This is a genomic window from Acinetobacter sp. AS5 (assembly GCF_048957595.1).
Lineage (GTDB): Bacteria > Pseudomonadota > Gammaproteobacteria > Pseudomonadales > Moraxellaceae > Acinetobacter.
Genome location: NZ_JARDAL010000001.1, coordinates 115,588 through 142,495 on the forward strand (window position 1 = coordinate 115,588; position 26,908 = coordinate 142,495).

25 protein-coding genes are annotated in these 26,908 nt (G+C 43.9%); 12 read left to right on the forward strand and 13 right to left on the reverse strand.

Features of this window, described 5'->3' with window-relative positions; genetic code table 11:
- Positions 1-187: 187 nt before the first annotated feature.
- The 4 genes from PV763_RS00590 to PV763_RS00605 all read right to left on the reverse strand — a co-directional run bounded on the left by PV763_RS00590 (position 188) and on the right by PV763_RS00605 (position 5,853).
- Positions 188-895 carry a GntR family transcriptional regulator gene (locus tag PV763_RS00590; protein ID WP_420937198.1) on the reverse strand — a complete coding sequence of 236 codons (708 nt, stop codon included), beginning with the start codon at positions 893-895 and terminating at the stop codon, positions 188-190.
- A gap of 12 nt (positions 896-907) precedes the next feature.
- Positions 908-4,507, reverse strand: coding sequence for an urea carboxylase (gene uca, locus PV763_RS00595; protein WP_420937199.1), 3,600 nt, complete (start codon positions 4,505-4,507; stop codon positions 908-910).
- 89 nt (positions 4,508-4,596) lie between these two features.
- Positions 4,597-4,824 (reverse strand): hypothetical protein, encoded by a 228-nt coding sequence (locus tag PV763_RS00600; RefSeq protein ID WP_129716794.1) that lies wholly within the window; start codon positions 4,822-4,824, stop codon positions 4,597-4,599.
- A gap of 546 nt (positions 4,825-5,370) precedes the next feature.
- Positions 5,371-5,853, reverse strand: a complete 483-nt coding sequence (locus PV763_RS00605) for a VOC family protein (protein WP_420937234.1) — start codon at positions 5,851-5,853, stop codon at positions 5,371-5,373.
- 449 nt (positions 5,854-6,302) lie between these two features.
- On the opposite strand from PV763_RS00605, the gene PV763_RS00610 reads away from it, so the two are divergent.
- Positions 6,303-6,884, forward strand: coding sequence for a 5-formyltetrahydrofolate cyclo-ligase (locus PV763_RS00610; protein ID WP_253174577.1), 582 nt, complete (start codon positions 6,303-6,305; stop codon positions 6,882-6,884).
- A gap of 147 nt (positions 6,885-7,031) precedes the next feature.
- On the forward strand, positions 7,032-9,458 hold the full coding sequence (lon, locus tag PV763_RS00615) for an endopeptidase La (protein ID WP_420937200.1): 2,427 nt from the start codon (positions 7,032-7,034) through the stop codon (positions 9,456-9,458).
- A 72-nt stretch (positions 9,459-9,530) separates the two neighbouring features.
- On the opposite strand, the gene PV763_RS00620 is transcribed toward lon, so the two are convergent.
- On the reverse strand, positions 9,531-10,463 hold the full coding sequence (locus PV763_RS00620) for a M28 family peptidase (protein WP_086043997.1): 933 nt from the start codon (positions 10,461-10,463) through the stop codon (positions 9,531-9,533).
- 167 nt (positions 10,464-10,630) lie between these two features.
- On the opposite strand from PV763_RS00620, the gene rlmH reads away from it, so the two are divergent.
- The 3 genes from rlmH to PV763_RS00635 all read left to right on the forward strand — a co-directional run bounded on the left by rlmH (position 10,631) and on the right by PV763_RS00635 (position 12,901).
- Positions 10,631-11,113, forward strand: coding sequence for a 23S rRNA (pseudouridine(1915)-N(3))-methyltransferase RlmH (gene rlmH, locus PV763_RS00625; RefSeq protein ID WP_004646335.1), 483 nt, complete (start codon positions 10,631-10,633; stop codon positions 11,111-11,113).
- Positions 11,114-11,223: 110 nt separating this feature from the next.
- On the forward strand, positions 11,224-12,000 hold the full coding sequence (locus tag PV763_RS00630) for a DODA-type extradiol aromatic ring-opening family dioxygenase (protein ID WP_004646334.1): 777 nt from the start codon (positions 11,224-11,226) through the stop codon (positions 11,998-12,000).
- A 127-nt stretch (positions 12,001-12,127) separates the two neighbouring features.
- Positions 12,128-12,901: a DUF4377 domain-containing protein gene (locus PV763_RS00635; RefSeq protein ID WP_420937201.1), complete on the forward strand. Its 774-nt coding sequence runs from the start codon at positions 12,128-12,130 to the stop codon at positions 12,899-12,901.
- A 65-nt stretch (positions 12,902-12,966) separates the two neighbouring features.
- On the opposite strand, the gene gdhA is transcribed toward PV763_RS00635, so the two are convergent.
- Positions 12,967-14,310 carry an NADP-specific glutamate dehydrogenase gene (gene gdhA, locus PV763_RS00640; RefSeq protein ID WP_420937202.1) on the reverse strand — a complete coding sequence of 448 codons (1,344 nt, stop codon included), beginning with the start codon at positions 14,308-14,310 and terminating at the stop codon, positions 12,967-12,969.
- Between the two features lie 349 nt (positions 14,311-14,659).
- Between gdhA and PV763_RS00645 the strand changes: the two genes are divergently transcribed.
- Both PV763_RS00645 and nth read left to right on the forward strand, forming a co-directional pair.
- Positions 14,660-15,451 (forward strand): RnfABCDGE type electron transport complex subunit B, encoded by a 792-nt coding sequence (locus PV763_RS00645; RefSeq protein WP_420937203.1) that lies wholly within the window; start codon positions 14,660-14,662, stop codon positions 15,449-15,451.
- A gap of 3 nt (positions 15,452-15,454) precedes the next feature.
- Positions 15,455-16,168, forward strand: a complete 714-nt coding sequence (nth, locus tag PV763_RS00650; RefSeq protein ID WP_420937204.1) for an endonuclease III — start codon at positions 15,455-15,457, stop codon at positions 16,166-16,168.
- 116 nt (positions 16,169-16,284) lie between these two features.
- Here nth and PV763_RS00655 read toward each other — a convergent pair whose 3' ends face one another.
- From PV763_RS00655 to PV763_RS00670, 4 genes are all read right to left on the reverse strand, one after another.
- Positions 16,285-16,497 carry a hypothetical protein gene (locus tag PV763_RS00655; RefSeq protein WP_180180372.1) on the reverse strand — a complete coding sequence of 71 codons (213 nt, stop codon included), beginning with the start codon at positions 16,495-16,497 and terminating at the stop codon, positions 16,285-16,287.
- Between the two features lie 88 nt (positions 16,498-16,585).
- On the reverse strand, positions 16,586-17,245 hold the full coding sequence (gene adk, locus PV763_RS00660) for an adenylate kinase (protein ID WP_005262314.1): 660 nt from the start codon (positions 17,243-17,245) through the stop codon (positions 16,586-16,588).
- Between the two features lie 75 nt (positions 17,246-17,320).
- On the reverse strand, positions 17,321-18,637 hold the full coding sequence (locus tag PV763_RS00665; RefSeq protein WP_420937205.1) for a hypothetical protein: 1,317 nt from the start codon (positions 18,635-18,637) through the stop codon (positions 17,321-17,323).
- 65 nt (positions 18,638-18,702) lie between these two features.
- A complete protein-coding gene (locus PV763_RS00670) occupies positions 18,703-19,221 on the reverse strand; it encodes a hypothetical protein (RefSeq protein WP_420937206.1) in 519 nt (172 codons plus the stop codon).
- Between the two features lie 238 nt (positions 19,222-19,459).
- Here PV763_RS00670 and mrdA point away from each other — a divergent pair, with 238 nt between their 5' ends.
- Positions 19,460-21,511 carry a penicillin-binding protein 2 gene (mrdA, locus tag PV763_RS00675; RefSeq protein WP_420937207.1) on the forward strand — a complete coding sequence of 684 codons (2,052 nt, stop codon included), beginning with the start codon at positions 19,460-19,462 and terminating at the stop codon, positions 21,509-21,511.
- 2 nt (positions 21,512-21,513) lie between these two features.
- On the forward strand, positions 21,514-22,071 hold the full coding sequence (gene rsmD, locus PV763_RS00680; protein WP_004279484.1) for a 16S rRNA (guanine(966)-N(2))-methyltransferase RsmD: 558 nt from the start codon (positions 21,514-21,516) through the stop codon (positions 22,069-22,071).
- Between the two features lie 87 nt (positions 22,072-22,158).
- Here rsmD and PV763_RS00685 read toward each other — a convergent pair whose 3' ends face one another.
- Positions 22,159-22,371 carry a hypothetical protein gene (locus tag PV763_RS00685; protein WP_004646324.1) on the reverse strand — a complete coding sequence of 71 codons (213 nt, stop codon included), beginning with the start codon at positions 22,369-22,371 and terminating at the stop codon, positions 22,159-22,161.
- Positions 22,372-22,617: 246 nt separating this feature from the next.
- Here PV763_RS00685 and PV763_RS00690 point away from each other — a divergent pair, with 246 nt between their 5' ends.
- The 3 genes from PV763_RS00690 (at position 22,618) to PV763_RS00700 (ending at position 24,673) form a co-directional block, all read left to right on the forward strand.
- A complete protein-coding gene (locus PV763_RS00690; RefSeq protein WP_004730222.1) occupies positions 22,618-23,352 on the forward strand; it encodes a sulfite exporter TauE/SafE family protein in 735 nt (244 codons plus the stop codon).
- Between the two features lie 98 nt (positions 23,353-23,450).
- Positions 23,451-24,212, forward strand: a complete 762-nt coding sequence (locus tag PV763_RS00695; protein ID WP_278357768.1) for a 3-oxoacyl-ACP reductase — start codon at positions 23,451-23,453, stop codon at positions 24,210-24,212.
- Between the two features lie 134 nt (positions 24,213-24,346).
- Positions 24,347-24,673 carry a hypothetical protein gene (locus PV763_RS00700; RefSeq protein ID WP_420937208.1) on the forward strand — a complete coding sequence of 109 codons (327 nt, stop codon included), beginning with the start codon at positions 24,347-24,349 and terminating at the stop codon, positions 24,671-24,673.
- A 71-nt stretch (positions 24,674-24,744) separates the two neighbouring features.
- Here PV763_RS00700 and PV763_RS00705 read toward each other — a convergent pair whose 3' ends face one another.
- Positions 24,745-25,293 carry a 1-acyl-sn-glycerol-3-phosphate acyltransferase gene (locus PV763_RS00705; protein WP_004730226.1) on the reverse strand — a complete coding sequence of 183 codons (549 nt, stop codon included), beginning with the start codon at positions 25,291-25,293 and terminating at the stop codon, positions 24,745-24,747.
- Positions 25,294-25,720: 427 nt separating this feature from the next.
- Positions 25,721-26,875, reverse strand: a complete 1,155-nt coding sequence (locus PV763_RS00710; protein ID WP_420937209.1) for a LuxR C-terminal-related transcriptional regulator — start codon at positions 26,873-26,875, stop codon at positions 25,721-25,723.
- Positions 26,876-26,908: the final 33 nt, after the last annotated feature.

Consider the following 26,908-nt stretch of genomic DNA (forward strand, 5'->3'; position numbering starts at 1 on the left):
GTAAGTAAAAGTTGAATAGGCTGATGAAGCATTTTTATCTCTTGTTATTATCATCCTTAACTTACTTTAAAAAACAATTTGAGATGCCACTAGCGGGTTCTTGTTTTTTCTGGTTATGAATTGGTTATCAATTTTGAGTTAGGTCTGATATTTTTCTTGCTATAAAAATAAATTTATCCTGATTAACTTACGCAGGACTAGAGGACAACATTTCCAGTGTAATTTTTTTCACCTCATTACGGCTGTGCCGAATATGGGCATCCAATATAGAGAGACAGAACGCTGCATCTTGGGCAAGCAGTGCCTTTAAAATCTGTTGATGTTCAGCATAAGTCGCGGTAACCCGATAATCCTTGGAAAAATCCAGACGGCGTATGATGCGAATTTTCTCGCTGATCTCACTGTGAATTTTCGCTATTTCTGTATTGCCGGCTGCAAATACCAAATGACAATGAAATGCTTCATCTTGTGCGGATAACTTTCTGAGGTCATAGACATACTGTTCTGGTTGAATACACCAGGTTTGAATCAAAACAGCCAGAGTAACCTGCAACTGGTCTTTGGGCATCTGACACAGTTGTTCGACTGCATAACACTCAAGCAAGATTCGCAGATCATATAACTCTTCATAGGCTTTAAAATTCAGCGGCCGGACCTGCCAGCCACTTCTAAACTGCACCTCGACATAACCTTCCTGCTGCAGACGATATAAGGCTTGCCGAATGGGTGTACGGCTGACGGCATAGCTTTCAGCAATTTCTGATTCGGTAAACCGTTCTCCCGGCATCAACTTAAAGTCAAAAATATCATTTTTAATTTTCTGGAAAACCAGCTCAGACAGATTGTCTGAGCTTTTTCCTGTCGCTTTAGTGGCTGGATTGCGGACAAGTGTCATAAGTGGAATCCATTACTCCATATAGACCAGTGGCTCACCGCTATGCACGGTCTGACCTGAACGGCAGATAATCGCTTTAACAATACCATCATCGTCAGCATAGACCGGCAGTTCCATTTTCATGGCTTCAATGATGGCCACCGTGTCACCTTTTTTCACAATCTGCCCCGCTTCTACAAAAATCTTCCAGATATTGCCGGTCATAGAGGCGTTGAGAGGGACATACTGGCTGTAATCGGTATCATCCTGCAGCACTTCTATTTCTACAGGTGCATCAAACTCGTCTTTCCAGCGCTCTACCTCGGCACTAAAAGCAGCTTGCTGCTGTGCTTTAAAAGCAGCAATACTGTCCTGTTCTGCAGCAAGAAAATCCTGATATGCCGCAAAGTCAAACTCGCATTCCTCAATTTTAATTTCTGCCAGACCATGGGCGAAATCAGCACGGAACTGATCCAGTTCGGCCTCAGTGACCTCATAATATTTAATCTGGTCAAAAAAGCGTAAGAACCATTGCTGATCGCCAAACTGCTTGTTCTTTTTAAACTTGTTCCAGATCGGCACGGTACGGCCAATTAACTGATAGCCACCCGGTGAGTCCATGCCATAAATACACATATACATGCCACCAATCCCGACTGTACCTTCAGCGGTAAAAGTACGCGCGGGATTATATTTGGAACTCAGTAAACGGTGGCGCGGATCAATGGGCACTGCACAAGGTGCAGTCAGATACACATCTCCTAGCCCCAAAACTAGATAATTGGCATCAAAAATAATGTCCTTGACCTGTTGGCGGTGACTTAAGCCATTAATCCGCTGAATAAAATCTACATTATTCGGTAACCATGGCGCTTTGGCACAAACGCTTTCCTGATAACGTTCCACCGCACCTAGAGTCGCTGAGTCCTCAAAGGCCATAGGCAAATGGATAATTCTTGAAGGAATTTTAATGTCACGTAAATCGCCCATCTGTTCTTCAAGACCAAGCAGGAAGTGAATCAGTTGCTGCTGGCTACACTGCAGACCATCATATTTAATCTGCAAGGATCGCACACCAGGTGATAATTCCAGGATACCGTCAAGATCAGCTTCACGGATCAGTTGCACCAATCGGTGTACGCGTAGGCGCAGAGCCAAATCCAGTACGTTATCACCGTATTCCAGCAAGATATAACTGTCACCTGCCTGACGATATACAGCTTTTGGTGCATCTGGTGTAGCTTCACGCAATGCAAGAATACTTTCTGCTTGAACTGCCACGACTTCAGCCTCGTAGGGCATCTCTGCCTTGGCAAAGTTTTGGAGGGTTTGAATTTGCTGCCGCTCCAGCGCATTGGCCTGTTCTACCGAAATTGGATAGAAGCTAATCGTGTCATCGGCTTTCAGTTGACCAATTTTCCAGAGTTCAGCTTTGGCAATGGTCACCGGACAGACAAAGCCACCCAGGCTCGGACCATCTTTGGCAAGAATTACGGGGAAATCACCGGTAAAGTTAATCGCACCAATGGCATATTCACAGTCATGTACATTGGATGGATGCAGACCCGCTTCACCGCCATTTTCACGCGCCCAGCTTGGCGTCGGTCCGGTTAAACGGATACCCAATCGGTTCGAGTTAAAATGCACTTTCCAGCTTGATGCAAAAAACTCCTCAATATATTCAGCTTTAAAGAAATCAGGAGCGCCATGCGGACCATAGAGCACACCAATTTTCCATTCCTTGCCATAACTTGGAATCAGATCTGTTGCCAAAACTTCAGGTTCTGCAATCGCTAAAGGTAGACCATCGGCCGGCAGCTCAGGATTCACCATCTTAATCATGTCACCAGCCCGTAACACTCGGCCTGCATGTCCACCAAAATTACCTAAAGCAAAGGTAGAACGGCTACCCAGATATTCCGGCACATTCAGACCATTTCGTACAGCCAGGTAGGTCCGGCATCCAGATTCAACCTGTCCAATTTTTAGGGTTTGGCCTGCTTTTACCTGAATAGGCTGCCAGAAATTTACTGCTTCATCATCCAGACTTACCGGACAAGGTGCGCCAGTTAAAGCAATGATATTTTCTGCATGAAATTTGAGGATTGGACCTTGCAGGGTAAATTCAAACCCGGCGGCGGCCTCGACATTCCCAACAATTTTATTGGCCAGCCGGAAGGCATAATCATCCATTGGGCCTGAAGGCGGTACACCAATATCCCAATACCCGACACGACCCGGATAATCCTGAATCGAACTTTGTGTACCCGGCTGAATCACCTCAATCACATTCGGCACATATTTGAAATCATCCAGCATGCGTGTCCAGATCTGCATCTGTTCAAAACGTGGATCTGAAATAACAGTATGCACATAATCCAGATTGGTACTAATACCATTCAGGCGAGTTTCAGCTAAAGCTGATTTAAGCATATGAATGGCAGTATCACGATCTTCAGCATGCACAATAATCTTGGCAATCATCGGGTCAAAGTATTGGGAAATTTCAGTTCCGGTACTCACCCAGGTATCAACCCGGACATTTTCCGGAAAAAAGACATCGGTCAAAATCCCTGGACTCGGCTGGAAATTCTTAACTGGATCTTCGGCATAGATGCGTACTTCAATCGCTGCACCTTGAGGCTGAATACTGCTTAGATGCTTCCAATCCAGAGTATCACCTGCTGCAACTTTCAACATGCATTCAATCAGGTCTAAACCGGTCACCATTTCAGTCACCGGATGCTCCACCTGCAAACGGGTATTCACTTCAAGGAAATAAAACTCGTCACGTGCTGCATCGTAAATAAACTCAACCGTACCGGCACTGCGATATTCCACCGATTTGCCCAGTTCAACTGCCGCCTGATACAATTTTTGACGGGTTGCTTCAGGTAACTGTGCCGCTGGTGTTTCTTCCACAACCTTCTGATTACGGCGCTGCAGTGAACAGTCGCGTTCGCCCAAAGCCACTACCTGTCCCTGTCCATCTCCGAAAATCTGAACTTCGACATGACGGGCCCGATCGATAAAGCACTCTAAAAATACTCCGGCATCTTTAAAGAACTGTTCGCCCAGACGTTTTACACTTTCATAGGCCTCCTGAAGTGCTTCTGCATTATCACAACGGGTCAAGCCAATTCCGCCACCGCCTGCTGTGCTTTTAAGCATAACCGGATAGCCAATTTTTTCAGCTTCAGTTAAGGCTTCATCCAGACTATTTAGCAGACCTGTACCGGGAGTCATGGGTACATTGACAGCTGCGGCAAGTTCACGCGCCCTGTGTTTTAAGCCGAATTCCAGAATCTGCTCCGGTGTTGGCCCCATGAAAGCAATATTATTTGCTTCGCAGGCACGGGCAAAGTCAGCACTTTCTGACAGAAACCCATAACCCGGGAAAATTGCTTCGGCTCCGGTATTTTTGGCTGCAGCAATCAATTTTTCGATACTCAAATAGGTATCGCCAGGTTTGGTCCCTTCTAAGGACACTGCAATATCTGCATCAATCACATGCTGTGCATAACGATCTGTTTCTGAATAAACGGCGACACTGGTTACACCCATTTTTTTTAATGTGCGAATGGCGCGAACAGCAATTTCGCCGCGGTTTGCAATCAATACAGTCTTAAACATATGAATCCTCTGTTATTTTATCTATTTTCTGAATCTGCCGAATTGATCTATTTTTTTTGATTAAGCTGCTGCATATAAGCCTACCGCCGTCACTGATCTCTGGCAGCCTCTGATACATACAGTCCGAAATACAGTTTTTTGAATACATCAATTTTTGTTTGAATAAGATATGCAGCAGTCCTAACCGAAATCCAGGCAGGTTCATTCCCCTCAAGTCGGGCAATGAATTGAGCCAAGTTATTCAGTGGAAGCATTTTTTGCTGATCGGCATCGCGGCATGCTGGGACTGTCCAGCCGATCATTTTCTGATGAAGCATTCTGTATCCAATCTTGTATCCAAGTTTGAATACAGTTATGCAGAACTTATGCCAGTTTAATTTTTATTTTATTTTCAATGTCTTAATAAAATTTAAGATGTATAAATTAGGGAGAATTTCATTGGATGGTTGTTTTTGGTTCAGCCTGTTTTCAATTCAGTGCAGTAAATGCCTTCATTGAAAGGTTTAACCCAGACACATTGGTCTTGGTGATAATTCACTATTTCACAAGCATTATATTAAGTACTGATAAAGTGTCCCAGACCACATGACATGTGACCCGTCTGGACCCCAATATTTCTAGTAGTCGCTTTCTTGGCCTAGAGATCAATATTACTGGCATCCGAGCGGCCTGGCTTGAACCATCATGAAGAAATTGGATTTAGGTTCAGATCAAGTTGGATTAATCTGTAATTTTTGTAACGTATCCTTATAGAGTTGAGGGATAATTTGAGTTGATCAAAAGAAAGGAGAAGATTTAACTATTGCAGTGAAATTGCGCTACACAGCAATATCGACTGCAATGAAAGACAATATCTTTGGCGCTTAACCACGAAATGCTGCTTCGATCACGGTGATGTCAATTTTCTTCATGGTCATCATCGCATTAAATGCGCGCTTGGCCGCAGCGCGGTCAGGACTGTTACAGGCGTTGATGAGGACCACTGGCGTAATCTGCCAGGAAATGCCCCACTTGTCTTTACACCATCCACACTCACTTTCCTGACCACCATTGCCAATAATGGCATTCCAGTAACGGTCTGTTTCTTCCTGGTCTTCAGTCGCCACCTGAAATGAAAATGCTTCATTGTGTTGAAAGTCAGGGCCACCATTCAGTCCAATGCAGGCAACGCCCATCACCGTAAATTCAACGGTGATAACATCGCCTTCTTTTCCGGAGGGATAATCTCCGGGTGCAAAGTTGATCGCGCCAATTGAGGAGTCTGGAAAGGTTTCTGCATAAAATCGTGCTGCACCTTCGGCATCGTCATCGTACCAGAGGCAGATGGTGTTCTTCGCAATATTCATCATGTTCAATCTCCATTGATTTAGGTCTTACGCGCTCTGCCTAAGTACAATGTGTCTCATATATCGGTCGAGAATAGTCATATGATCCCTTGTCTATCTTTCACCAAAAAACAGAATAAACCTACTTTAGAATTGTATTTTTATTGATCGAAAGCTGTTTCAAAGTGCTTAAATTGATGCGTTTCCAGAGTTTGTCACTGAACGATGGGTTGCTTGGAAAATCGTGAATCAACCAGATTGAATATCCTTTCTCATGACAATTTAAAAACCAGTAATGCAACTGCTTTCTAGCTTTTGAGCTTTTGAGCTTTGAGACTGGTGGCAAAATTAGCCGAATTTAAATAAACAGATATGGAATCATATAAAATTACAGCTCATAATTATTTTTTACTTTTCCAGAATTCCCACTTAGACTAGAGCACAATTTTGTTGCCTATGCTTTTTGACCTATGACCATTCAGGAATTAAGAAGATACCTTCGTAAAACGCGTCGTCATCTCTCTAAATTTGAGCAAAGGCAGTCCGCACAAAAAGTCTTGAACCGTCTGATCCGCAGTCCAGAATTTATTCATGCCCAACGTATTGGCCTGTATTTGCATGCTTTTGGGGAGATTCAGACCCAGGCAATTATTGAACGCTGCTTTAAACTGGGCAAACAGGTGTATCTCCCAGCGATTTGCGACATGAATCAGCAGCTGGTCTGGATTCGAATCAGCCAGCACCAATACCATAACAAGCGCTTTGCCCATCATCGGCTGGGTATGCGAGAGCCCATGAGCACCCGTGGTGTACATGTTTCCAAACTGGATTTATTGCTCATGCCACTATTGGCCTGTGATACTTCGGGCACACGGATTGGTATGGGCGGCGGTTTTTATGATCGTACCTTGGCTTCTGCACCTGGGCGTCCATTCCGTCTGGGGCTGGCGCATGACTTTCAACTGCTGGCACAGCCGTTAAAACGTGAAACATGGGATCAGCCCCTTGATGCTTTAATCACCCCGACAGTTTTTATAAAGTTCAAACGTTAATTTTGCAATTTTACCCTTGCTAACTACTTTAAAATCACATAATTAGTCATTTTTCATACAATTTAATCTTAACTGCCCTTGTATTTTTAAAATTACCCATCACTATTAAAAGCATGGCAACACCGTTGTCACTCATTAGGAGTGCTCATGTCTGAAATTATTATGAATCAAGAAACCTTAGAGCCTCAGGTTCCAAGTGTACTACCCCTTTTGGCGTTGCGTGATGTGGTGGTTTATCCGCATATGCAAATTGCGCTGTTTGTCGGTCGTGAAAAATCGATCAATGCAGTTGATGTGGCTCGTAACAGTGACAATCTAGTATTTGTAGTTGCGCAAAAAGATTCGCTTACAGAAGAAATTGATCACGACAATTTATATCAATACGGTACTGTCGCGAAGATTGTGCAAGTTGTGAATCACGAAAATGATGAAAACTGTATTAAAGTCCTGATCGAAGGCCTACACCGTGCCAAGCTGAAAACCATCATTGACGAAACTGAGTATCTGACAGCAGAGCATGAACTCAGCCCAATGACGGTGAGCGTCGATGCAGACACCCAAGCTGTGCGCTTGCAGGAATTACGTGCGCTTTTCGCTCAATATGCAGAAGCGAAACTTCGTAATGCGCGTGAAATGATCACCGCAGCCAACAAAATTGAAGATCTATTACAGTTATTGTTCTTCGTCGCAACCCGTGTTCCATTGAATATTGATGTCAAACAGAAATTCCTGGAACATGACGAATTCGAAGCGCATTTGACTGAGTTGATGACTTATCTATTGCAACAGTCTGAAGAACAACAGATTGAGCAAACCCTGCATGATTCTGTTAAACGTCAGATGGAAAAGAACCAGCGCGAATACTTCCTGAATGAAAAAATGAAAGTCATTCAGCGCGAGCTTTCTGATATGAACGGCGGCGCGGAAGATGATGTCGCTGAAATTGAAAAACGTCTTGCTGAAGCAGATTTGCCTGAGCATGTACGCAAAAAAGCAGAAGCTGAATTCCGTAAACTGAAAGCGATGCAGCCTGCTTCAAGTGAAGCTGCTGTGGTACGTAACTATCTGGAAGTCATTCTAGATACACCGTGGAATAAAGCCAGCAAAGTCAGTATTAACCTGAACAAAGCACAGGAAATTCTGGATGCAGACCACTATGGTCTAGACGATGTCAAAGATCGTATTGTGGAATATCTGGCAGTTCAGTCACGTGTGAAAAAATTGCGTGGTCCGATTCTATGCTTGGTTGGTCCTCCAGGTGTGGGGAAAACTTCACTCGGTGAATCAATTGCCAAGGCGACTGGTCGTGAGTTCGTGCGTATGGCGCTGGGCGGCGTACGTGATGAAGCGGAAATTCGCGGTCACCGTCGTACCTATATCGGTGCGATGCCAGGTAAAATTGTGCAGTCATTGACTAAAGTGGGCGTAAAAAACCCGTTATTCTTGCTCGATGAAATCGACAAGATGGCGCAAGACTACCGTGGCGATCCGGCTTCTGCAATGCTTGAGGTACTTGATCCATCACAGAACAACAAGTTCAGCGATCACTATCTGGATCTGGATCTAGACCTGTCTGAAGTAATGTTTATCTGTACCGCAAACAGCATGAACATTCCTGAGGCCCTGCTAGACCGTATGGAAGTGATTCGTCTTCCGGGGTATACCGAAGAAGAGAAAGTCAATATTGCGGACCGCTACCTTGTTCCTAAAGCCATCAAGAACAATGGTCTACGTGCCAAAGAATTGACCGTGCATGAAGAAGCGATTCGTGACATCGTGCGCCGTTATACCCGTGAAGCCGGTGTACGTAACCTTGAACGTGAAGTTTCAAAAATTGCACGTAAGGTGGTGAAAGAAGCAGTTAGCAAGAAAGCTAAAAATCTTCAGGTTGAAGTGACAGCAGGAAATCTTCCAGATTACTTGGGTCCACATAAATTTGACTACGGTATGGCGGAAGAAGAAGCGCAAATCGGCCGTGTAAATGGTCTGGCTTGGACTTCTGTCGGTGGCGAATTACTGACCATTGAAGTTGCAGCAGTACCAGGTAAAGGCAAGTTCATTACCACTGGTTCTCTTGGCGATGTCATGAAAGAATCGATTACCGCTGCGATGACTGTAGTGCGTACCCGTGCGGATGAACTCGGCATCGAAGCCTCGCGCTTTGAAGAAACCGATGTGCATGTGCATTTACCTGAAGGCGCAACACCGAAAGATGGTCCATCGGCAGGATTGGCTTTGACTACAGCATTAGTATCTGCTTTCACGGGTATCCCGATTCGTCCGGATATCGCGATGACAGGTGAAACCAGTCTGGGCGGCCGTGCACTGCGTATCGGTGGTTTGAAAGAAAAACTGCTTGCAGCCCATCGTGGTGGCATCAAACTGGTGTTCATTCCACAGGAAAACGTACGTGACCTGGCAGAAATTCCAGAGAATGTCAAAGAAGGTCTAGAGATTAAAGCCGTAAAATCGATTGATGAGATTTTACCGCTGGCACTGACCTCTTTGCCAAAAGCCTTGGTTAAAGCACCAATTGTGAAAACCAAAGAAGAAGCGAAAGCAGCGCGTCATTAAGACTTGATGTTTCGTATAAAAAACCCTGCTTCGGCAGGGTTTTTTATTGAGTTATTGAATAAAACAACTGAATTATGGCTGTAGTGCCATCGTAACCAATCCATCAATCACATGAGTCATCTTGTTCAGATCAAGCTTGTCGAGGGTATCCAATTCGGTATTGTAATAAGGATTACGATAACTCGCAGTATCGGTAATCAGCATGGTCGAATAGTTGAATTTGGCATAATTCAGATAGCCCGAGAAATTCATATCCTGAGCAAAACTTGGGCTGACAAAGCGTTGACATTCCAGACGGTTAAAACGCTGCATGGCATCACAATAATCTCCAGTCAGGCCAGTTGAGGCTAAATGCCCAATGGCTGCAATGAAATTGCCATGTCGTGGATAAATCCATTTTAATCCCACCGGATAGCTCTGCACCTGATGTTCATCAAAATAACCAATCGAATCCAGAATCACCACGCCCTCAATTTTCTGCTTCTGCTTTTTTAAAGACTTGGCATGCATATAACTGCCCATATGTTCTGTCTTGAAAAAAGGCGGCTCTTCAAGCGTATAGAAAGCAAATTCGACATCATGTTTGAGCTTGGATTTTTGCAGGGCCAGTAATCTTGCAGTTTCCAGTAAACCCGCTACCCCTGAGGCATTATTATCAGCACCGTTTCGGGCACTAAAGACATCATAATGTGCCCCCATCACCATCTTGGTTTTGGCTTGAGTATCCAAGCTACAGATGACATTTCGGTAACTCAGGTTATTGACCACATAAACCTGAAACTGGCATGGAATACCAAAGCGCTGCATCTGCCCTTTGATCCAGGCAGATACCCGATTCAGCTCTTTTAGATTTTTATAATTTCGGTATTCATCGACACTCATGATCTGGCTAAAAAATAATTCCAGATGAGAGACCTGAGCATTTTTGCTCGAATTGGCTGCACAGAGACTAGGCCCCATGAGGCCTATCAGTAACAGCAGCACAGTACAACATCCTTTTATCATGACACTGTTCCGCATTTATTATTATTCCATTCCTTTATCAAGCGGATACTTGAACTAAGGACATTAAAGCAACACTAAATCTCTCATTTCAATTTCAATTTGTTTCCCTGCTCAACTTCATGTTGTTTGATCGTTATAATGAGGTATCCAATTATTGATCTGTCTGTATGAAAATCCGTATCCTGACCATTGGTCAAAAAATGCCAGCGTGGGTGCTGACTGGTTTTGAAGATTATTTCAAACGTATTCAGCCTTTTGTACAGACCCAGATTATTGAACTGCCGATGGCCAAGCGCGGGAAAAATGATTCTGAAGCGGATATTCTGAAATACCGCAATATTGAGGGCGACAGCATTTTAAATGCGCTCAAGCAGAATGAAACCCTGATTGCACTAGAAGTGGGCGGACGCGAATTCAGTACCGAGAAACTGGCTGAAACCATGAAAGGCTGGATGCTGGAAGGCAATGATGTAGCACTTGCAATTGGTGGACCGGATGGTCACTCAGAAGCCGTGCGTAAAGCTGCTGCATGGCACTGGTCACTTTCCAAGTTAACTCTGCCGCATCCTCTGGTACGTGTGATGCTGATCGAGCAGCTTTATCGTGCCATGAGCATCAATAACAACCATCCTTATCACCGAGCAGGCTAATGATTTTGCTGAAGCGTTCTTTATATGCAACGTTTTGTTGAATAATCTCTTCTGCTCTTATTTCTATTTTTCATGCATTATTGAGGCATCTTCCAGATGTGGTTTGACTTATGAACTTACAAACGTTGCCCGGCTTATTTATTTCTCATGGCTCTCCTATGCTGGCGCTGAATCCTGAGCAAGTGGGTCCTGCCTTGCATCGTTTGAGTGAAAATCTGCCACGCCCGGAAGCGATTATTGTGATGTCTGCGCATTGGGAAAGTGATGCGTTGGAAGTCAGTAGCGCAATTCGCCCAGAAACTTGGCATGATTTTCGTGGTTTCCCGCCTGAACTTTATCAATTACGCTACCCTGCACCGGGAAATCCTGAATTGGCCGAGAAAGTCTTAGGCTTGCTGGCCAATGCCGGCTTTTCTGCTCATGCCAACAGTACTCGTCCGCGTGATCATGGTGTATGGATGCCGCTGCTACATATGTATCCAGATGCCAACATTCCCGTGGTAGAAATTTCCTTACCCATGTCGATGAGTGCGGATGAGATTTATCAGATTGGTCAAAGTCTCGCACCTTTACGTGAACAGCAAATCCTGCTGATTGGTTCGGGCAGTATTACCCATAATTTACGTGAACTGTCTTGGGATGGATCGGCTGCTGATGTACCCGAATGGGCCTCAGGCTTCCGTAATTTTGTGGTGCATAAACTGACGCACAATGATTATGATGCTGTACTGGACTGGTCCAATATTCCGCATATGGCACGGAATCATCCAACGCTGGAACATTTTGCTCCGATTTTCTTTGCGATGGGCACAGGTCAGCGTTTTAGTCTGGTACATAGCAGTTTCACCATGGGTTCACTCGGTATGGATATTTACCGCTTCGATTAATCTTGCTTCAGCGCTAAAATCTTAATGATGGATACATTTTGCAACTCAAAGCTGCGAAATGTATCCATATTTTTTTGCAATCTATCCATTATTATTGTTTGAACTTTATATACTTCATTATAAGTCCATGAAATTAAAATTTATTGTGCTGGCATTATTGCCTTTAACTTTTGCAGCCTGTCAGTCCAGTGATATTCAACGAGCTGGAGATCTTGCAATGGCCACCATACAACTAAAAAATGCAGATCAGATTCTTCCAGCCTATTACTGGGAACTGAATCGTGGACTAGAACGACCAATCGTACTCAGTTTTGATGCTCAAGGCCGTCTGAGCGCGGTGACGGGCTGTAATGGACTCGGGACGACCTGGTCAGTCAAAAATAATATTATCACCACCAGTGAAGTGGTAGGCACTGAAATGGCCTGTGATGCAGCATTGATGGAGCAAGAACGTTTTGTCAGCCAGCTTTTACAGAAACGTGACATTTCTTTTACGCTCAATGCCACAGATCCTAACAAACCAACCCTAACGTTGATGGCCGCAAATGGTCAAACCTATGAATTTATCGGGAAAATGACTGCGGAAACCAAATATCAAGGTCAGGCTGAAACAATTTTTCTGGAAATTTCCCCTGATACTAAACAATGTACCGGCGTGGCCCAACAAAGCTGCTTACAAGTAAAACAAGTGAAATATGATCAGAATGGCCTGAAAACTCAGGTCGATAAAGACTGGACTTTATTCTATGACCAGATTGAAGGTTTTCAGCATTCCCCAAATGAACGCCAGATTATTCGGGTCAAACGTTTTGAAATTAACAACCCTGCGGCCGACCAGTCCAAATATGCTTATATTTATGACATGGCAGTCGAACGTGAAGCTGTGAAAGGCACCCTCTAAAAGATTTATCCATAAAAGAACCGGGGCAACAGCCCCGGTTCTTTTCAGCTTAGACTAAGTCAGACTTAGAATACACCTTGAGCAAGCATCGCATCAGCAACTTTTACGAAGCCAGCAATGTTTGCACCGTCTACATAGTTCACAGTACCGTCTTCTTTAGTACCGAATTTTACGCAGTTGCGGTGAATTTCTTTCATGATTGCGTGTAAGCGCTCGTCAACTTCTTCGAAAGTCCAGCCTAAACGCAATGCGTTTTGAGACATTTCAAGACCAGAAGTTGCCACACCACCTGCATTTGATGCTTTACCTGGCGCATAAAGAATTTTCGCTTCAACGAACTTCTCAACTGCTTCAAGTGTAGAAGGCATGTTCGCGCCTTCAGCCACACAGATTACACCGTTTGCAAGAAGCTTAGCAGCGTCGTCTGCATCAAGTTCGTTTTGAGTCGCACATGGCAATGCGATATCACACTTGATACCCCAAGGACGTTGTCCTTCAAGATATTCGAAACCGTGTGTAGAAGCGAATTCTGAAATACGGCCACGTTTTACATTTTTAAGTTCCATCACTTCAGCAAGAAGCGCATCAGTGAAACCGTCTTTAACGTGAACTGTACCCGCAGAGTCAGAAAGTGAAACTACTTTCGCACCGAGGTACATTGCTTTTTCAGCAGCATATTGCGCAACGTTACCAGAACCTGAAATCGCAACGACTTTATCTTGGAAACTTTCGCCACGAGACTTGAGCATTTCCTCAGCGAAATACACAGTACCGTAACCCGTTGCTTCCGGACGTGCCAATGAACCACCGAAAGTTAAACCTTTACCAGTGAATACACATGCCGTATCGTTACTTAATTTTTTCATCATGCCGGCCATGTAGCCCACTTCACGACCGCCTACACCAATATCACCTGCAGGGATATCTGTGTTCGCACCAAGGTGACGATACAGCTCGATCATTAAAGCCTGGCAGAAACGCATGATTTCGCCTTCTGATTTGCCTTTAGGGTCAAAATCAGAACCGCCTTTACCGCCACCCATAGGAAGTGTGGTTAAAGCATTTTTAAATGTTTGCTCAAAGCCTAAGAATTTTAGGATTGAAAGATTCACTGAAGGGTGGAAACGCATACCACCTTTAAATGGACCGATCGCTGAGTTGTATTGTACGCGGAACGCACGGTTTACTTGAGTCTGACCTTGGTCATCTACCCAAGAAACTCGGAACTGGATCGCACGTTCTGGCTCAACTAGACGCTCTAGTAAACCATGTGCTGCGTATTGTGGATTCTTTTCAATGAACGGCCACAAACTGGTCATCACTTCTTCTACAGCTTGAAGAAATTCTGGTTGATGTGCATCACGTGATTTTACGTAATCTAGGAACTCATTAAGTGTGTTGTATTTCAACGCTTAATCCTCAGCAGAAAATGGATCAAAATTGGTCAAATTTACAATCAATGTTAAATTTTGGCGCAAAATATTAAATATCTTTTGTAACTAATCTACAATACTTTTTTTGAAAATACTTTAAAATTAATTCGATAACAAATATTTATATTGATTATGAAAATTTTTTCTATGTCAGGAAATGCCAATCGAATCAAGGCTTACATTCAGATTTATGCCTAATAATAAGGCACAAGTTGACCCTTAATTGCGCACGACTTAGGAGTTTAAAAATATGTTAAAATTAATGAATCGACATATTTTGTTTCACTTACTCTCTCATGCTTGCCATGAGTAACGCTGGTTATACATGAATTCGCCCATTTCTCTGGTCCAATCGATTGACGCTTTACTCCCTCAAACCCAATGTGGACTCTGCGGTCACCGTGACGGATGTTTACCTTATGCCCAGTCGATTACTGAGGGGGAAAATGCCAATAAATGTGTGCCGGGCGGACAGCCTGTTGCCGATGCTTTGGCTGCATTATTAAATCGTCCTAAACTTGTGGCAGAAGAAAGTGTCTGGCCAGTTCAAGCCGATGGTCGACCTCAGCGCATCAAAGCCGTAATTCGTGAAGATGAATGTATTGGCTGTACCAAATGCATTAGTGCCTGCCCGGTCGATGCGATTATTGGTTCCGGTAAACTGATGCATACCATTCTGACTGACCTGTGTACCGGTTGCGAACTGTGTATTCCACCCTGTCCGGTAGATTGTATTGACCTAGTCGAAGATGATCAGCCTTTACCAAATGAAGCACAGCGCATAGCGGAACAGGAGGATTTACGTCAACGCTACTATGCGCACATCCAGCGTGAAGAAAAACGGCGTACCGATCGTAAGGGACCTGTGGTCCGTGCAGAAATCGATACTGCCCTGTTTGCCCGTTTCTCAGCTTTAAATGAGCAACTTCCCGTGATTGAAGTCGCGAGCAAGCCAGAGCATGTACCTGTAGCCCTCGACTCCAAAACCACGATTGAACTGGCAAAACTACGTACCCAAATTAAAAAACTGGAAAAACAGCTTTCGGTTCGTGAAGATGTACGAAAGCGTACCCAACTGGAAGAACTGACACAGCAATTACAGGCTTTACAGGGATAGAACATGACCACAGCAAAGGCCAAGCCTGTTAAAAACATGACCAAAAAGCAGATTCAGACCTTTTTTGAACGCCTGCGTGAACAGCGTCCCCATCCGAAAACCGAACTAAATTATTCTAGTCCTTTTGAATTGCTGGTCGCGGTCACGCTCTCTGCTCAAGCCACCGATGTCAGCGTTAACAAAGCCACGGACAGACTCTTTCCAGTCGCCAATACGCCGGAATCAATTTATGCGCTAGGTGTGGACGGTTTGAAGGAATATATCAAGACCATTGGTTTATATAACTCGAAAGCGGTCAACGTGATTAAAGCCTGCGAGATACTGATTCAGAAGCACAACAGCGTGGTACCGGACAATCGTGCAGACTTAGAAGCCCTGCCGGGTGTAGGTCGTAAAACCGCGAATGTGGTGCTAAATACGGCCTTTGGTCAGCCGACCATGGCAGTTGATACGCATATTTTCCGGGTCGGTAACCGTACCGGACTAGCGGTTGGCAAAAATGTGTTGGAAGTTGAACACCGTCTGGTCAAAGTCATTCCCAAGGAATTTATCATTGATTCACATCACTGGCTGATTTTACACGGTCGTTATACGTGTATTGCGCGCAAACCGAAATGTCATGAATGTGTAGTATCCGATGTATGTAACTGGCCGGATCGGTTTGAATTTGGTACAGCCCGCCAAATTGCAGTGAAAAATATTGAGCTTGCTGAATAGAACGGCGTGATCAAGCTGGGATAAAAATAGGTGACCAATGTGTCACCTTTTTATCGACTATGAGAAGAGTGCTTTTCGTTCAAACCAAATTCTTAGCTGAGCTGAACTATTATGGATTATTTATCCTGATCTTGTTCAGCCTTTTCCTGCTGCTTGCGCTGTTCAAGTTCGGCTTGTAATCTTGGATGGAGCTGGCGCTCAGGTCGCTTTGCTGCATTTTCAGCACGTTCTTCCTGACGTACTTTGTTGAGCATTTTAAAACTGAAATAGAACAGACCTACCAATACTGCCAGAAAGACTACCATCAACACCAATACGCCAAATTTCATAGCAACAAGTACCCTGTTCAAATACGCAATAAAAAAGAGCCCTAATATGACTTAGGGCTCTCCGATTGTCAAAATCATCGTCAGCCGATTATTTTGCCTGATCCAGAATCGCGAAAAGATCAGTTTGAACTTCATCGATTGGACGTAAACCATTTAGCTTGTCATAAGTTGGTGCATTTTCACCAGACGCTGCACGGCCTTGGTAGAAACCAACCAGTTGCTCGGTTTCAGTATGGTAAGAACCTAGACGCTTACGAATGGTTGCTTCCTGGTCATCAGGACGCTGAACCAGATCTTCACCCGTTTCGTCATCCTTACCTTCCACTTTTGGCGGATTGTAAACGATGTGATACACACGGCCAGATGCCGGGTGCTGACGACGGCCAGAAAGACGTTGTACGATCTCTTCATCCGGTACATCAATTTCAATCACGTGATCAATAGTGATGCCTTCATTTTCCAAAGCTTCTGCTTGAGGAATAGTACGCGGGAAACCATCAAAAATGCAGCCATTTACACAGTCAGGTTGCGCAATACGCTCTTTTACCAGACCAATGATCAACTCATCAGAAACCAAACCGCCATTGTCCATGACACTTTTAGCTTGTAGACCTAATTCAGTTCCTTCACGAATTGCAGCACGGAGCATATCACCGGTTGAAATTTGTGGGATATTGTAGCGCTTACAGATCAACTGAGCTTGTGTACCTTTACCTGCTCCAGGTGGTCCGAGTAAGATAATGCGCATATATAAACATCCTCATTTAAACAATATGTATGACGCCACGACCACAATCACCCGATTGTGTCCCCCGACATCTCATTATAAGAAAGCCACAAACAAATGGATTAAACCCGCGACAAAACCGGTTACCCCACCCAATAAAATCAGAATCCATTCATCTTCCTGAAATGCAGGACGTAAAAGATTCTGAAACTCCTTCGGAGTCAACTCACGTATGCGGTCTCTAAACATTTGATAGATTTTCTGTGCACGGCTCGCATTAAATGCTGGGTCGCATACAGGTACCATCGTAATTTCAATCGAGCGATCGATCAAGTCCGTCTTGAGTTTTGCATACTCTTTTGGTCCTAAAGACAGCTGTAAAGAGGTCCGAACCAGGGGTGTTTCCATAATTTCATTAATATGACGTTTGACAATGCGGCGGGTTTTGTCTTTTTTACCACCATACATCATCTCGGTCATGATCGATTTTAACGTAATCAGATCTTCTGTGACTACACTTGCGAAGACGTCAGAGACTTCATCCTGACGTTTCATAAATGCACCTTGTATGTTATAGGTGCCAATACGCGGAATGACCGGTTTGATCCATGGAAACTTGCGATTTGTGGTACGGGCAAAGAATTGCGGGTACTTCACCGGATGTGGATAGAGCGGGTTGAATACCATCCAGATCGCGATCCAGTTGGTCAAAAAGCCCCAGATCGCAGCCCAAAACGGTACAGTCCAGTGCCACGGCACCACAAACCAGACAATCATCTGAAAAATACCAAAGAACATCCCGATGAGTGCACTGATATGCCAGATAAAGTTGATCTCTTTTTGACCCACTTTCAGGAACATCCGCACCATTAACCGGCGGTCACCTTCCATCTGACTGACCACCATTTCACGCATATCTACAAGTGACTCGACGTTCATGGTCAGTTCAGTCACTAATTCACGCAAAATTGCCGGCATTTGTTTTTGCGCTTGTGCATAAATCCTGCGTTTGATGGCAAAAGGTAGGTTTTCCCAAAGCACCGCATTGCGATCCATCATGACTTCATCAATCAGATGTTCCAGCTCGAAACCGACCTGCTCGCCAATGATCCGTGCCATATCATCCGGATCCATCGCCTGTAAAAATTCGCGGATAGAGCCTAATTTTGACAGCGTGTTATCGGTAATAATGCCTGAAATACGTCCAGCTTTGCGTGGCACAATCCCCTGCCAGCCCACAGGTAAAGGCCCGAGATGAAAACCCCAAAAATTGATCGGATAAAAGACCATTTTCAGCGCCATCCAGACGTGAGCCCAGGTTACAAATGCAGTCACTGGAATAATGCTGAGCACAGCCCAAAAATCCGGGCGGTTTACAAAGGTTTGCCACAACTCGTTGACGTACTCAAGCATGCATAACTTCCATATTTAATTTTTTGTTCACAGAATACACATATTAATAAGGTCGAATATTTTGTCTATAAACCGATACTTAAAGTATAGGAAAATTGTAGCCGAGGTTCTGTTTCAGCCACAGCACGACCATTTTGGTCTTCGAGTTTCTCTCCGGCACCGATCCCGATACTAAAACTGCTGATCCGTTCTGAACTAAGCAAAACATAGGCCAAATCAACGCCAGCACCTAAACGGCCTTCATACTCGCCATCAACCTGTTTGCTATCGATATGACCGGCATAAACCCCGACATAATAACCATTTTTATCTTTACCGGTGAGATGTGCAGGATAACGAAAGCCCGCCTGACCGCCAATCGTACGATCATCATCGAGAAAAACGCCACCTTTCACATAAGCAATCCCATAAGGGTTCACCCATTCGGTATTTAAATGCAGTAATTTCTGGGTAAAACCAACACCCACATTAAAGGCTTTTGCCTGATCAGGCTCTATTTTAGTTGTAGTAGTACTCATTTGATCATGTGCATAAGCCCCGTTCGCCCACAATGCAAACGCTAACAAAGGGTAAACCTTGTTCATTCCTTCACCATCTTCCTTAATTATAGTTTTTGGTATAGTCCTATTTTTATTAGATTTTACTCTAGCAAAATTATCACAACTCTTATATACAGCACTTTACAATTTTAATGTCTGCAAAGTCAAAGCTTAAAGGAACTGATTGCAAGGTCAGTTTTTCATTATCAAATCAAGTGTAGTTGCGTTAGAATACTCCACTTTGATTCTTTTCTACCACTCTCAGGTCTTAAGTCGATCGCGTATGAAGCAGCACTTTCCTTTAAAAAATGCACAACAAGAAAAGCGCATCTATCGCAGTCGAGTCTTGATTTCCATGGGTATTGTCATTTTCTTTATGCTGCTGCTGGTCAGCCGCTATGCCTATTTGCAACTGTTCAACTTTGAAAGCTTTACTACAGCTTCTGATGAGAACCGGATTCGTCTGCAACCCCTACCGCCAGCGCGCGGTTATATTTATGACCGTAACGGCGTCTTACTGGCCGATAATTACCCAGTATTTACTGCCACTTTAAGTCGTGCCGACGTACAGGATATCGATCAAACGCTCGAACGTCTGAAACCGATTCTGGAACTGACCGAAGAAGACCTAGAACGCTTTCAAACCCGGATTAAAACAGCGCGTAAAACCGAACGGGTTTCAATCAAGCTCAACCTGAATGAAAATGATATTGCCCGTTTCAGTGAAGTGAAATATCAATTTCCGGGCGTGAATATTGAAACCCAGATGACCCGCTATTACCCGCATGGTGACCTGTTCGCACATGTGATTGGTTATGTCGGTCGGATTAATGACAAAGAACTGAAAGCCATTGATAAGGATCTCTATGCTGGAACCAACCTGATCGGAAAAATCGGGGTGGAAAAATCCTATGAAGAACTTTTACATGGTGTGCCGGGTAATGAATCGGTAGAAGCAGATGCCTTTGGTAATGTGCTGCGTCATTTGGGCCGTAAAGACCCGGTGCGTGGTAATGACCTATTCCTGTCACTGGATTACGGTTTACAGGTAGTCGCTTCGGAGCAACTGGCCGGGCGTCGTGGCGCGATTGTGGCGATGAATCCCAAAACTGGGGAAATTCTGGCGCTGGTCTCCAGTCCAAGTTTTAACCCGAACCTGTTTGTGACCGGGATCAGCACCAAAGATTATTCATTCCTGCGTGATAATCTGGATCAACCTTTATATAATCGTGCCGTGCAAGGGGTTTATCCACCTGGCTCTACTATTAAACCAATGTTTGCGCTTGGTGGTCTGCATCATGGTTTGGTCGACTGGGATACCACGATTTCCGATCCGGGTTATTTTAGCCTGCCGGGAGACAGTCACCGTTTCCGTGACCATAAAAAATCCGGGCATGGTGCAGTGAATATGCATAAGGCCCAAGTCGTCTCCTGTGACACCTATTTCTATGTGATGTCTTACCGGATGGGCATTGAAAAAATGAACACCTGGATGCGTCAGTTCGGCTTTGGTGAAAAAACCGGGGTGGATTTACCAAGTGAAAGCTCAGGACTGTATCCAAACCCCGAATGGAAGATGCGTACCCGTAAGGCCAAATGGTCACGCGGTGAAACCATTTCCGTCAGTATTGGTCAGGGTGCTTTTACTTCAACCCCATTACAGCTGGCTATGGCCACTGCAATTACTGCCAATCATGGCAATAAAGTCATTCCTCATGTTTTGCGTGAAAGTCGCGGTGCCAAACCGTTCAAGGTGCATAATGGCACGCATGGCAAGATCGATTTTAACGGTCAGGAAGAAGACTGGATCAAGATGCGTGATGCGATGGTGGACGTGATTCAATCCGGTACAGGTCGAAGCATCAAAAGCGGCTTACAATATTCTATTGCCGGAAAAACCGGTACGGCACAGGTGAAAAGTATTGCTCAGGGCAAGCGCTATAATGAATCCTTATTGACCGATCGTCAGCTGGATCATGGTCTGTTTGTCGGTTTTGCACCTGCTGAACATCCTGAAATCGCGATTGCAGTTATTCTGGAAAATGGTCGCGGTGGTAGTGCTGCAACAGCTTTGGCCCGTCCAATTTTTGATTATTGGCTACTGCATAAAGATAAAAATCCGATCCGCCCACAAGGTCACCAATTAAGTGGTGGTCTGATGACGGCCGGAATCAAGCCAGCTGAATTACCAAGTGGTGCAGGCATGTTGAGTCAGGATGCAGCATCTAGTGCCGTTCCAGCCAGTGACCAGCCCGACAATGCTGCTCCGACTTCTGCAAATACGGCTGCATCTCCCGCAGCAACACCTGCTCCGACACCGGTAGAGCGAGATTAAAGATGAAAAACCAGCTTCGAATTATTGGTGGTGACTGGAAACGCCGCCAACTGCCTTTTGCCAGCATTGAGGGTTTGCGCCCGACGCCTGACCGTGTTCGGGAAACACTGTTTAATTGGCTGATGTGGGATGTACAAAATGCCCAGGTGTTGGATATTTGTGCCGGTTCTGGGGCATTGGCGTTTGAGGCATTATCGCGTGGTGCTGCATCAGTGGTGATGATTGAGCCGGATCGTACTCAGGCACAATTTCTGACCCAAAATCTGGAACTTTTAAAAGTCACCAAAGCACGTGCACAATTAAAAGTGGCTACGGCGCAGCAAGCTTTGTCTACCCTTCAGGCACAGTTTGATCTGGTTTTTCTAGATCCGCCATATAGCCTGGATTTATGGGAAGAACTAGCGCTAAAGGCAGATCCTCTGATCAAGGACAATGCCTATATTTATGTAGAAGCAGATCGTGATTTACAATTACTTAAATTACCGTCCTCATGGCGTTTAATTAAAAATACCAAAGCCGGTACAGTTCGTGCGGGGCTTTATCAAAAAAGTATTTCTTGATTTAAATTGTTTTGAAGAGCCATTAAAAAAGGATTCCTCAGTGGAATCCTTTTTGTCATTGTAGTCAGTCAAATTTAAAGACTGTGATTAACGATCACGGCGCCAGTCGCGGTTATCTCGGTCACGTTTCCAATCCCGATGATCTTTATGGTCCTTATTTTTCCAGTCATGATTTCTGTGGTCTCGATCATAATGTCCATTACGATCTCTGTTGCCACGATAATCATCATCCCAAGGATCAACCACACAACCGGTCAATGACACAGCCAATACAGAAAGTAATATCACTTTTTTCATCATGTCCATCACCTCTTACTGCACTCTGTCAGTATCAGGCGAGTTCATGGAGAGTGAACGGAGCCATTGTTGCACTCTTGTAGAGATTTATGCATGTTTTATGCATGGCCGTAAACCTCTTTTTTCTTACTTAGCATTCATGCTTTTATGAGAATTTGAACTTTCATTTGCATAAATCCAGCTAAATGGAAGCTTGGCTTTTGTTTAAATCTTGAGAATACTGCTGCCTTTGCTTATGACCTGATCCTTATGACTTGGCTGTTATTTATTCTTGGTGCAATGGTCGCAGGTTTTGTCCAGGGGCTGACCGGCTTTGCCTTTGCCCTGATCGCCATGTCTTTCTGGGTCTGGGTGCTGCCTCCGCAACTGGCCGCGCCCTTGCTGGTATTTGCCTCGATCTGGAGTCATGTGATTTCACTCAGTCAGGAAAAAAAGCAGCTAGTTTTATCCAGGCAGTTGGTGCTGCCTTATCTGATTGCTGGTCTGATTGGCGTGCCGCTGGGTACTTATCTGTTGCAGATCATTCAAGCAGATACCTTTAAGATGATCTTGGGATTTTTTCTGGTACTGTGGTGTCCGGTGATGCTATTCAATCCGCAATTCAAAACAATTCAGCATTCAGGAAAATTGACTGATAGCTGCATCGGTTTTATTGGCGGAATTTTAGGAGGACTGGGCGGTTTTTGCGGTGCCATTCCTTCGGCCTGGGTGATGTTAAAACAATTACCCAAAACCCAGCAGCGCTATATTTTACGGCACTTTAATTTTGCAATTCAGCTTTTCACGCTGGGTACTTATGTATGGCAAGGCCTGATCAATCAAAGCCATTTACCCTATATGGCCTTGCTGATTGTTTTTGTGAGTATTCCGGCAATTTTAGGCGCAAAACTATTTTATAAAATTTCGGAATTACTGTTCAAACGCATGATCTTAAGTTTACTCTTTAGTGCAGGCTGTTTTCTATTAGCGTCCCAATTCATTTAAACACAAGATCAAGCCGAGTCTGTCTTCCCCGCTAAAGCTTGAATCCGGTGAAATAACTGCTATGTTAAGGCCAATCTTTGTAAATATAGATCATCATTATGCAGATTCGTGATCAGATTGTTCTTGTTACTGGTGGTGCACGTGGTTTGGGTTTAGCCATTACTCAGGCTTTACTGGCTGAGGGCGCGCGCGCGGTCGTCAATTATCATAGCAGTCAGCAGCAAGCTGAACAGCTGGCCCAGCAGTATCCTGAACAGGTATTTATTTATCAGGCAGATGTCACTCAAACTGATCAGGTCCGCGCTTTATTTGCCGCAGCTAAAACCCATTTCGGGGAAGCGATTCATGCTGTAATCAATAACGCACTGATTCAATTTGAATTTAATGGTGATGCACGCCCTAAAGTAGAAACGCTGACTTGGGATATGTTGCAACGGCAATTTAGCGGTGCAGTACAGGCTGCCTTAAATACTACACAAGCCGCACTGGATGATATGAAACAGGCAGGGTTTGGCCGGATCGTGAATATTGGTACAAACCTGGTGCAAAATCCGGTGGTTCCTTATCATGACTATACCACCGCCAAAGCTGCATTATTGGCCTTTACCCGCACCACGGCGCAGGACTTGGGACAATATGGCATCAATGTGAATATGCTCTCTGGTGGCCTGTTACAAACCACGGATGCCAGTAAGGCCACACCTGACATTGTCTTTGACCTGATTGCTCAATCGACGCCTTTACGCCGCGTAATTACACCAGAAGAATTTGCTGCTGCAATCCTGATGTTTTTGTCACCTTATTCACGTGCCGTCACAGGACAAAACCTGATTGTAGATGGTGGCTTGGTCAAAGGTTAAATGTTTAGAGAATGGACTTGAATTTTCAAATTCTGTTGTTCTATTTTTTAACCATTTGGTAGATTAAAAAGGTTTTGTGACCGGGTTTTACTTCTACAATAGTGCGCTCCCATAAAGCCTTTAGTCTACTTTCCATGAAATTTATCACGACATTGCTCAGTACCTTGCTACTGGCAGGTTGTATGTCCAGCGATTTGAAAAAATCAGAACAATTACTGCAAAATTTCCATTGTGCCAAGGTAGATACCGCCCAAATGCCACATAGCAGTATGACCGACTATTATCAGCAGATGTTGTATAGCAGCAAATCCAAAGTCGAGTCTTATATCAAACAGTATCATCAAAGTGAAGAGCTGTTTGACCTGCCACTGCATGAAGTGGTGGAGCAACAATATGATCTTTATAAAGATGCCTGCCAAAATCTGGGTGGAATTTTACCCGCTTCTGAAAATGCATCTTAAGTCTGTCAATCTTCATGATGATTAGGCAATAAAAAAGCAGGAGAATTTTCCTGCTTTTTTTCAACTCAATTTTAATTCTGATAATAGCGCTGATCTACGCTGAAGCATTCAGGGAATTTTGGCTGAATCTCTGCATAAAATGCCATGATTTCTGCCATGTCTTTTTCATAATCCCCTGTCGGATAAACAATTTTACCTACGCCAGTTTTCTTCTTTTCATAGTCCATATAAGCCAATGCAATCGGCACACCTGCATTGATCGCCACATGGTAAAAACCTGTCTTCCACTGTTCCTGTTTGGCACGAGTCGCTTCTGGCGTGACTAGCATGACCAGTTTAGGATGGGTCTTGAATAATTCCGTCATCACCTGAACCATACTCGGACGAGGCTCACCCGGCTGTTTAGGACGGCGATCAATCCCGATACCGCCCATAGCACGCACAAAAGGCCCAAATGGCAATTTCATGTAACTGTCTTTAATGGTTAAGCGAACATTCACGCCTAATGCTTTTAAGGCCAATCGCGCATACAGTGCATCCCAATTACTGGTATGAGGAGCAGCAATCATGACACATTGGTCTAAATCTAGGGGCCAATGGTTATCAATTTCCCAACCCATCAGGTTCAGGCTTTGTTCTGCCAACTTCTCAAACACGTCACGCACCAATTCTATTCAAAATTGCGCGAATTTTAGCAACCTCGACAAATATAGATAGTGGCCAGCGATCAATAAATAAACAATTAATCTATATTTGTATAATTATATTTTTCAAATGAAAAGTTAATTTTCAGTTCCCATATTTTAATTACACTGATAAATAAACCATCAAATGGCTTTATTGTCTTAATTATTTGAGGTGAAGCAAAAGATGAGAATATTCGGACTCTAAATGTGCCCAATATAGACTTGCCGAAAATTGATTACGGACATTAATATTCTCATAACCTTCTTGCCTTTAGCTTAAACTCCAAAACCCCGTCTAACTGAGAACGGGTCAATTGATTTGGAGAAACTATCTTAAATTTTCACTTTAAACCGGATCATTTTAATCAATATGTTCAAATTGAATGGTACAGCCCATCAATAAATGCATCAGTTCGATTTGCGAACAACATTGGGTTTTTTCATAAATATTTTTAAAATACGTCCGTACCGAACTCAGCGTAATGCCACACTGTTCTGCAATATCTTCTATTTTATAACCATTAATTAACAACTCACATAAATCAAACTCTCGTTTGGAAAGTTGGTAACACTGTTGTAGGTAAGTTCTTGACAGGGAATAATGCTGGTTTTTATCCGTCATAAATAATGCAATCTGATGCTGAGCAGACTGTAAATGTTGCATATTTCTTAATTTCTTAAAGGGCACTACCGTCAGCATGAATTGCGAGCCTGCCCCATCACTCAACGCCAGGACTCCACCCACTTCAGTTTGAATGGTCGTATCTTCCAGCAAAGCACTTTCCAGAAGCTGATCAAAACGTATCTGCTGACTATAATTGGTTTTTAGACGGTTATGTATATCCAGATCCAGACATGAACTTTGATCAAGCATCTTTTGCGCAACAGGATTGGAATAACTTAAACACAGGTTTTGATCGAGCAGTACAATCCCGGTTTTTAAACTATCCAATACGGTATACAAGCTTAAATTATCTTGTTGAATCAAGTTGATTTGCCGGTGAATTTGCAAAGCCCGGCGTAAATGGATACTGATACGTCTTAGAAAATCCAGCTCAGGCTGTTCAAAAGGCTGTACTTCAGGTGCACGATGAATACCCAGTACTGCCCAACGATAATTTCCCCGATCCAGCAATACGCCCGCCAGATAAGATACACCACCAGGCTTTAAACACTTCTCATAGAAAACATAATGATCCGTACCCGGCTGTTCTGCATAGTGCTGACAGTTATGACTCAATGCATCGCCCATCTCGATCGCATTCCATAATGGCATATGCAGTTTCATATCAATCACTCTGATACGCTCATCTTGATAAGCGGCCAAACTTTCATTCGGGATATTGTGCGTATAGACAAAATCATAGCCTGGATTAAGCTGATCCAGACCGGTAAAAATTGCACTCTTACTTTTAGTATAGCTCACGATATCTTTGATCACGTCCAGCCACAAAGATGGCAATACAGCAGCATCATAAATTTTTGCAATCAGATTATTTTCTTGTTCTAATTTCATTATCCCCTCCGCATTATCATTATTTTCTAATCA

Bases quoted from the DNA above. Each gene is read 5' to 3' on its own strand.
- PV763_RS00590 (WP_420937198.1), bottom strand. From the start codon at position 895: ATGACACTTGTCCGCAATCCAGCCACTAAAGCGACAGGAAAAAGCTCA.
- uca (WP_420937199.1), bottom strand. From the start codon at position 4,507: ATGTTTAAGACTGTATTGATTGCAAACCGCGGCGAAATTGCTGTTCGC.
- PV763_RS00600 (WP_129716794.1), bottom strand. From the start codon at position 4,824: ATGCTTCATCAGAAAATGATCGGCTGGACAGTCCCAGCATGCCGCGAT.
- PV763_RS00605 (WP_420937234.1), bottom strand. From the start codon at position 5,853: ATGAATATTGCGAAGAACACCATCTGCCTCTGGTACGATGACGATGCC.
- PV763_RS00610 (WP_253174577.1), top strand. From the start codon at position 6,303: ATGACCATTCAGGAATTAAGAAGATACCTTCGTAAAACGCGTCGTCAT.
- lon (WP_420937200.1), top strand. From the start codon at position 7,032: ATGTCTGAAATTATTATGAATCAAGAAACCTTAGAGCCTCAGGTTCCA.
- PV763_RS00620 (WP_086043997.1), bottom strand. From the start codon at position 10,463: ATGATAAAAGGATGTTGTACTGTGCTGCTGTTACTGATAGGCCTCATG.
- rlmH (WP_004646335.1), top strand. From the start codon at position 10,631: ATGAAAATCCGTATCCTGACCATTGGTCAAAAAATGCCAGCGTGGGTG.
- PV763_RS00630 (WP_004646334.1), top strand. From the start codon at position 11,224: ATGAACTTACAAACGTTGCCCGGCTTATTTATTTCTCATGGCTCTCCT.
- PV763_RS00635 (WP_420937201.1), top strand. From the start codon at position 12,128: ATGAAATTAAAATTTATTGTGCTGGCATTATTGCCTTTAACTTTTGCA.
- PV763_RS00645 (WP_420937203.1), top strand. From the start codon at position 14,660: ATGAATTCGCCCATTTCTCTGGTCCAATCGATTGACGCTTTACTCCCT.
- nth (WP_420937204.1), top strand. From the start codon at position 15,455: ATGACCACAGCAAAGGCCAAGCCTGTTAAAAACATGACCAAAAAGCAG.
- PV763_RS00655 (WP_180180372.1), bottom strand. From the start codon at position 16,497: ATGAAATTTGGCGTATTGGTGTTGATGGTAGTCTTTCTGGCAGTATTG.
- adk (WP_005262314.1), bottom strand. From the start codon at position 17,245: ATGCGCATTATCTTACTCGGACCACCTGGAGCAGGTAAAGGTACACAA.
- PV763_RS00665 (WP_420937205.1), bottom strand. From the start codon at position 18,637: ATGCTTGAGTACGTCAACGAGTTGTGGCAAACCTTTGTAAACCGCCCG.
- PV763_RS00670 (WP_420937206.1), bottom strand. From the start codon at position 19,221: ATGAACAAGGTTTACCCTTTGTTAGCGTTTGCATTGTGGGCGAACGGG.
- mrdA (WP_420937207.1), top strand. From the start codon at position 19,460: ATGAAGCAGCACTTTCCTTTAAAAAATGCACAACAAGAAAAGCGCATC.
- rsmD (WP_004279484.1), top strand. From the start codon at position 21,514: ATGAAAAACCAGCTTCGAATTATTGGTGGTGACTGGAAACGCCGCCAA.
- PV763_RS00685 (WP_004646324.1), bottom strand. From the start codon at position 22,371: ATGATGAAAAAAGTGATATTACTTTCTGTATTGGCTGTGTCATTGACC.
- PV763_RS00690 (WP_004730222.1), top strand. From the start codon at position 22,618: ATGACTTGGCTGTTATTTATTCTTGGTGCAATGGTCGCAGGTTTTGTC.
- PV763_RS00695 (WP_278357768.1), top strand. From the start codon at position 23,451: ATGCAGATTCGTGATCAGATTGTTCTTGTTACTGGTGGTGCACGTGGT.
- PV763_RS00700 (WP_420937208.1), top strand. From the start codon at position 24,347: ATGAAATTTATCACGACATTGCTCAGTACCTTGCTACTGGCAGGTTGT.
- PV763_RS00705 (WP_004730226.1), bottom strand. From the start codon at position 25,293: ATGGGTTGGGAAATTGATAACCATTGGCCCCTAGATTTAGACCAATGT.
- PV763_RS00710 (WP_420937209.1), bottom strand. From the start codon at position 26,875: ATGAAATTAGAACAAGAAAATAATCTGATTGCAAAAATTTATGATGCT.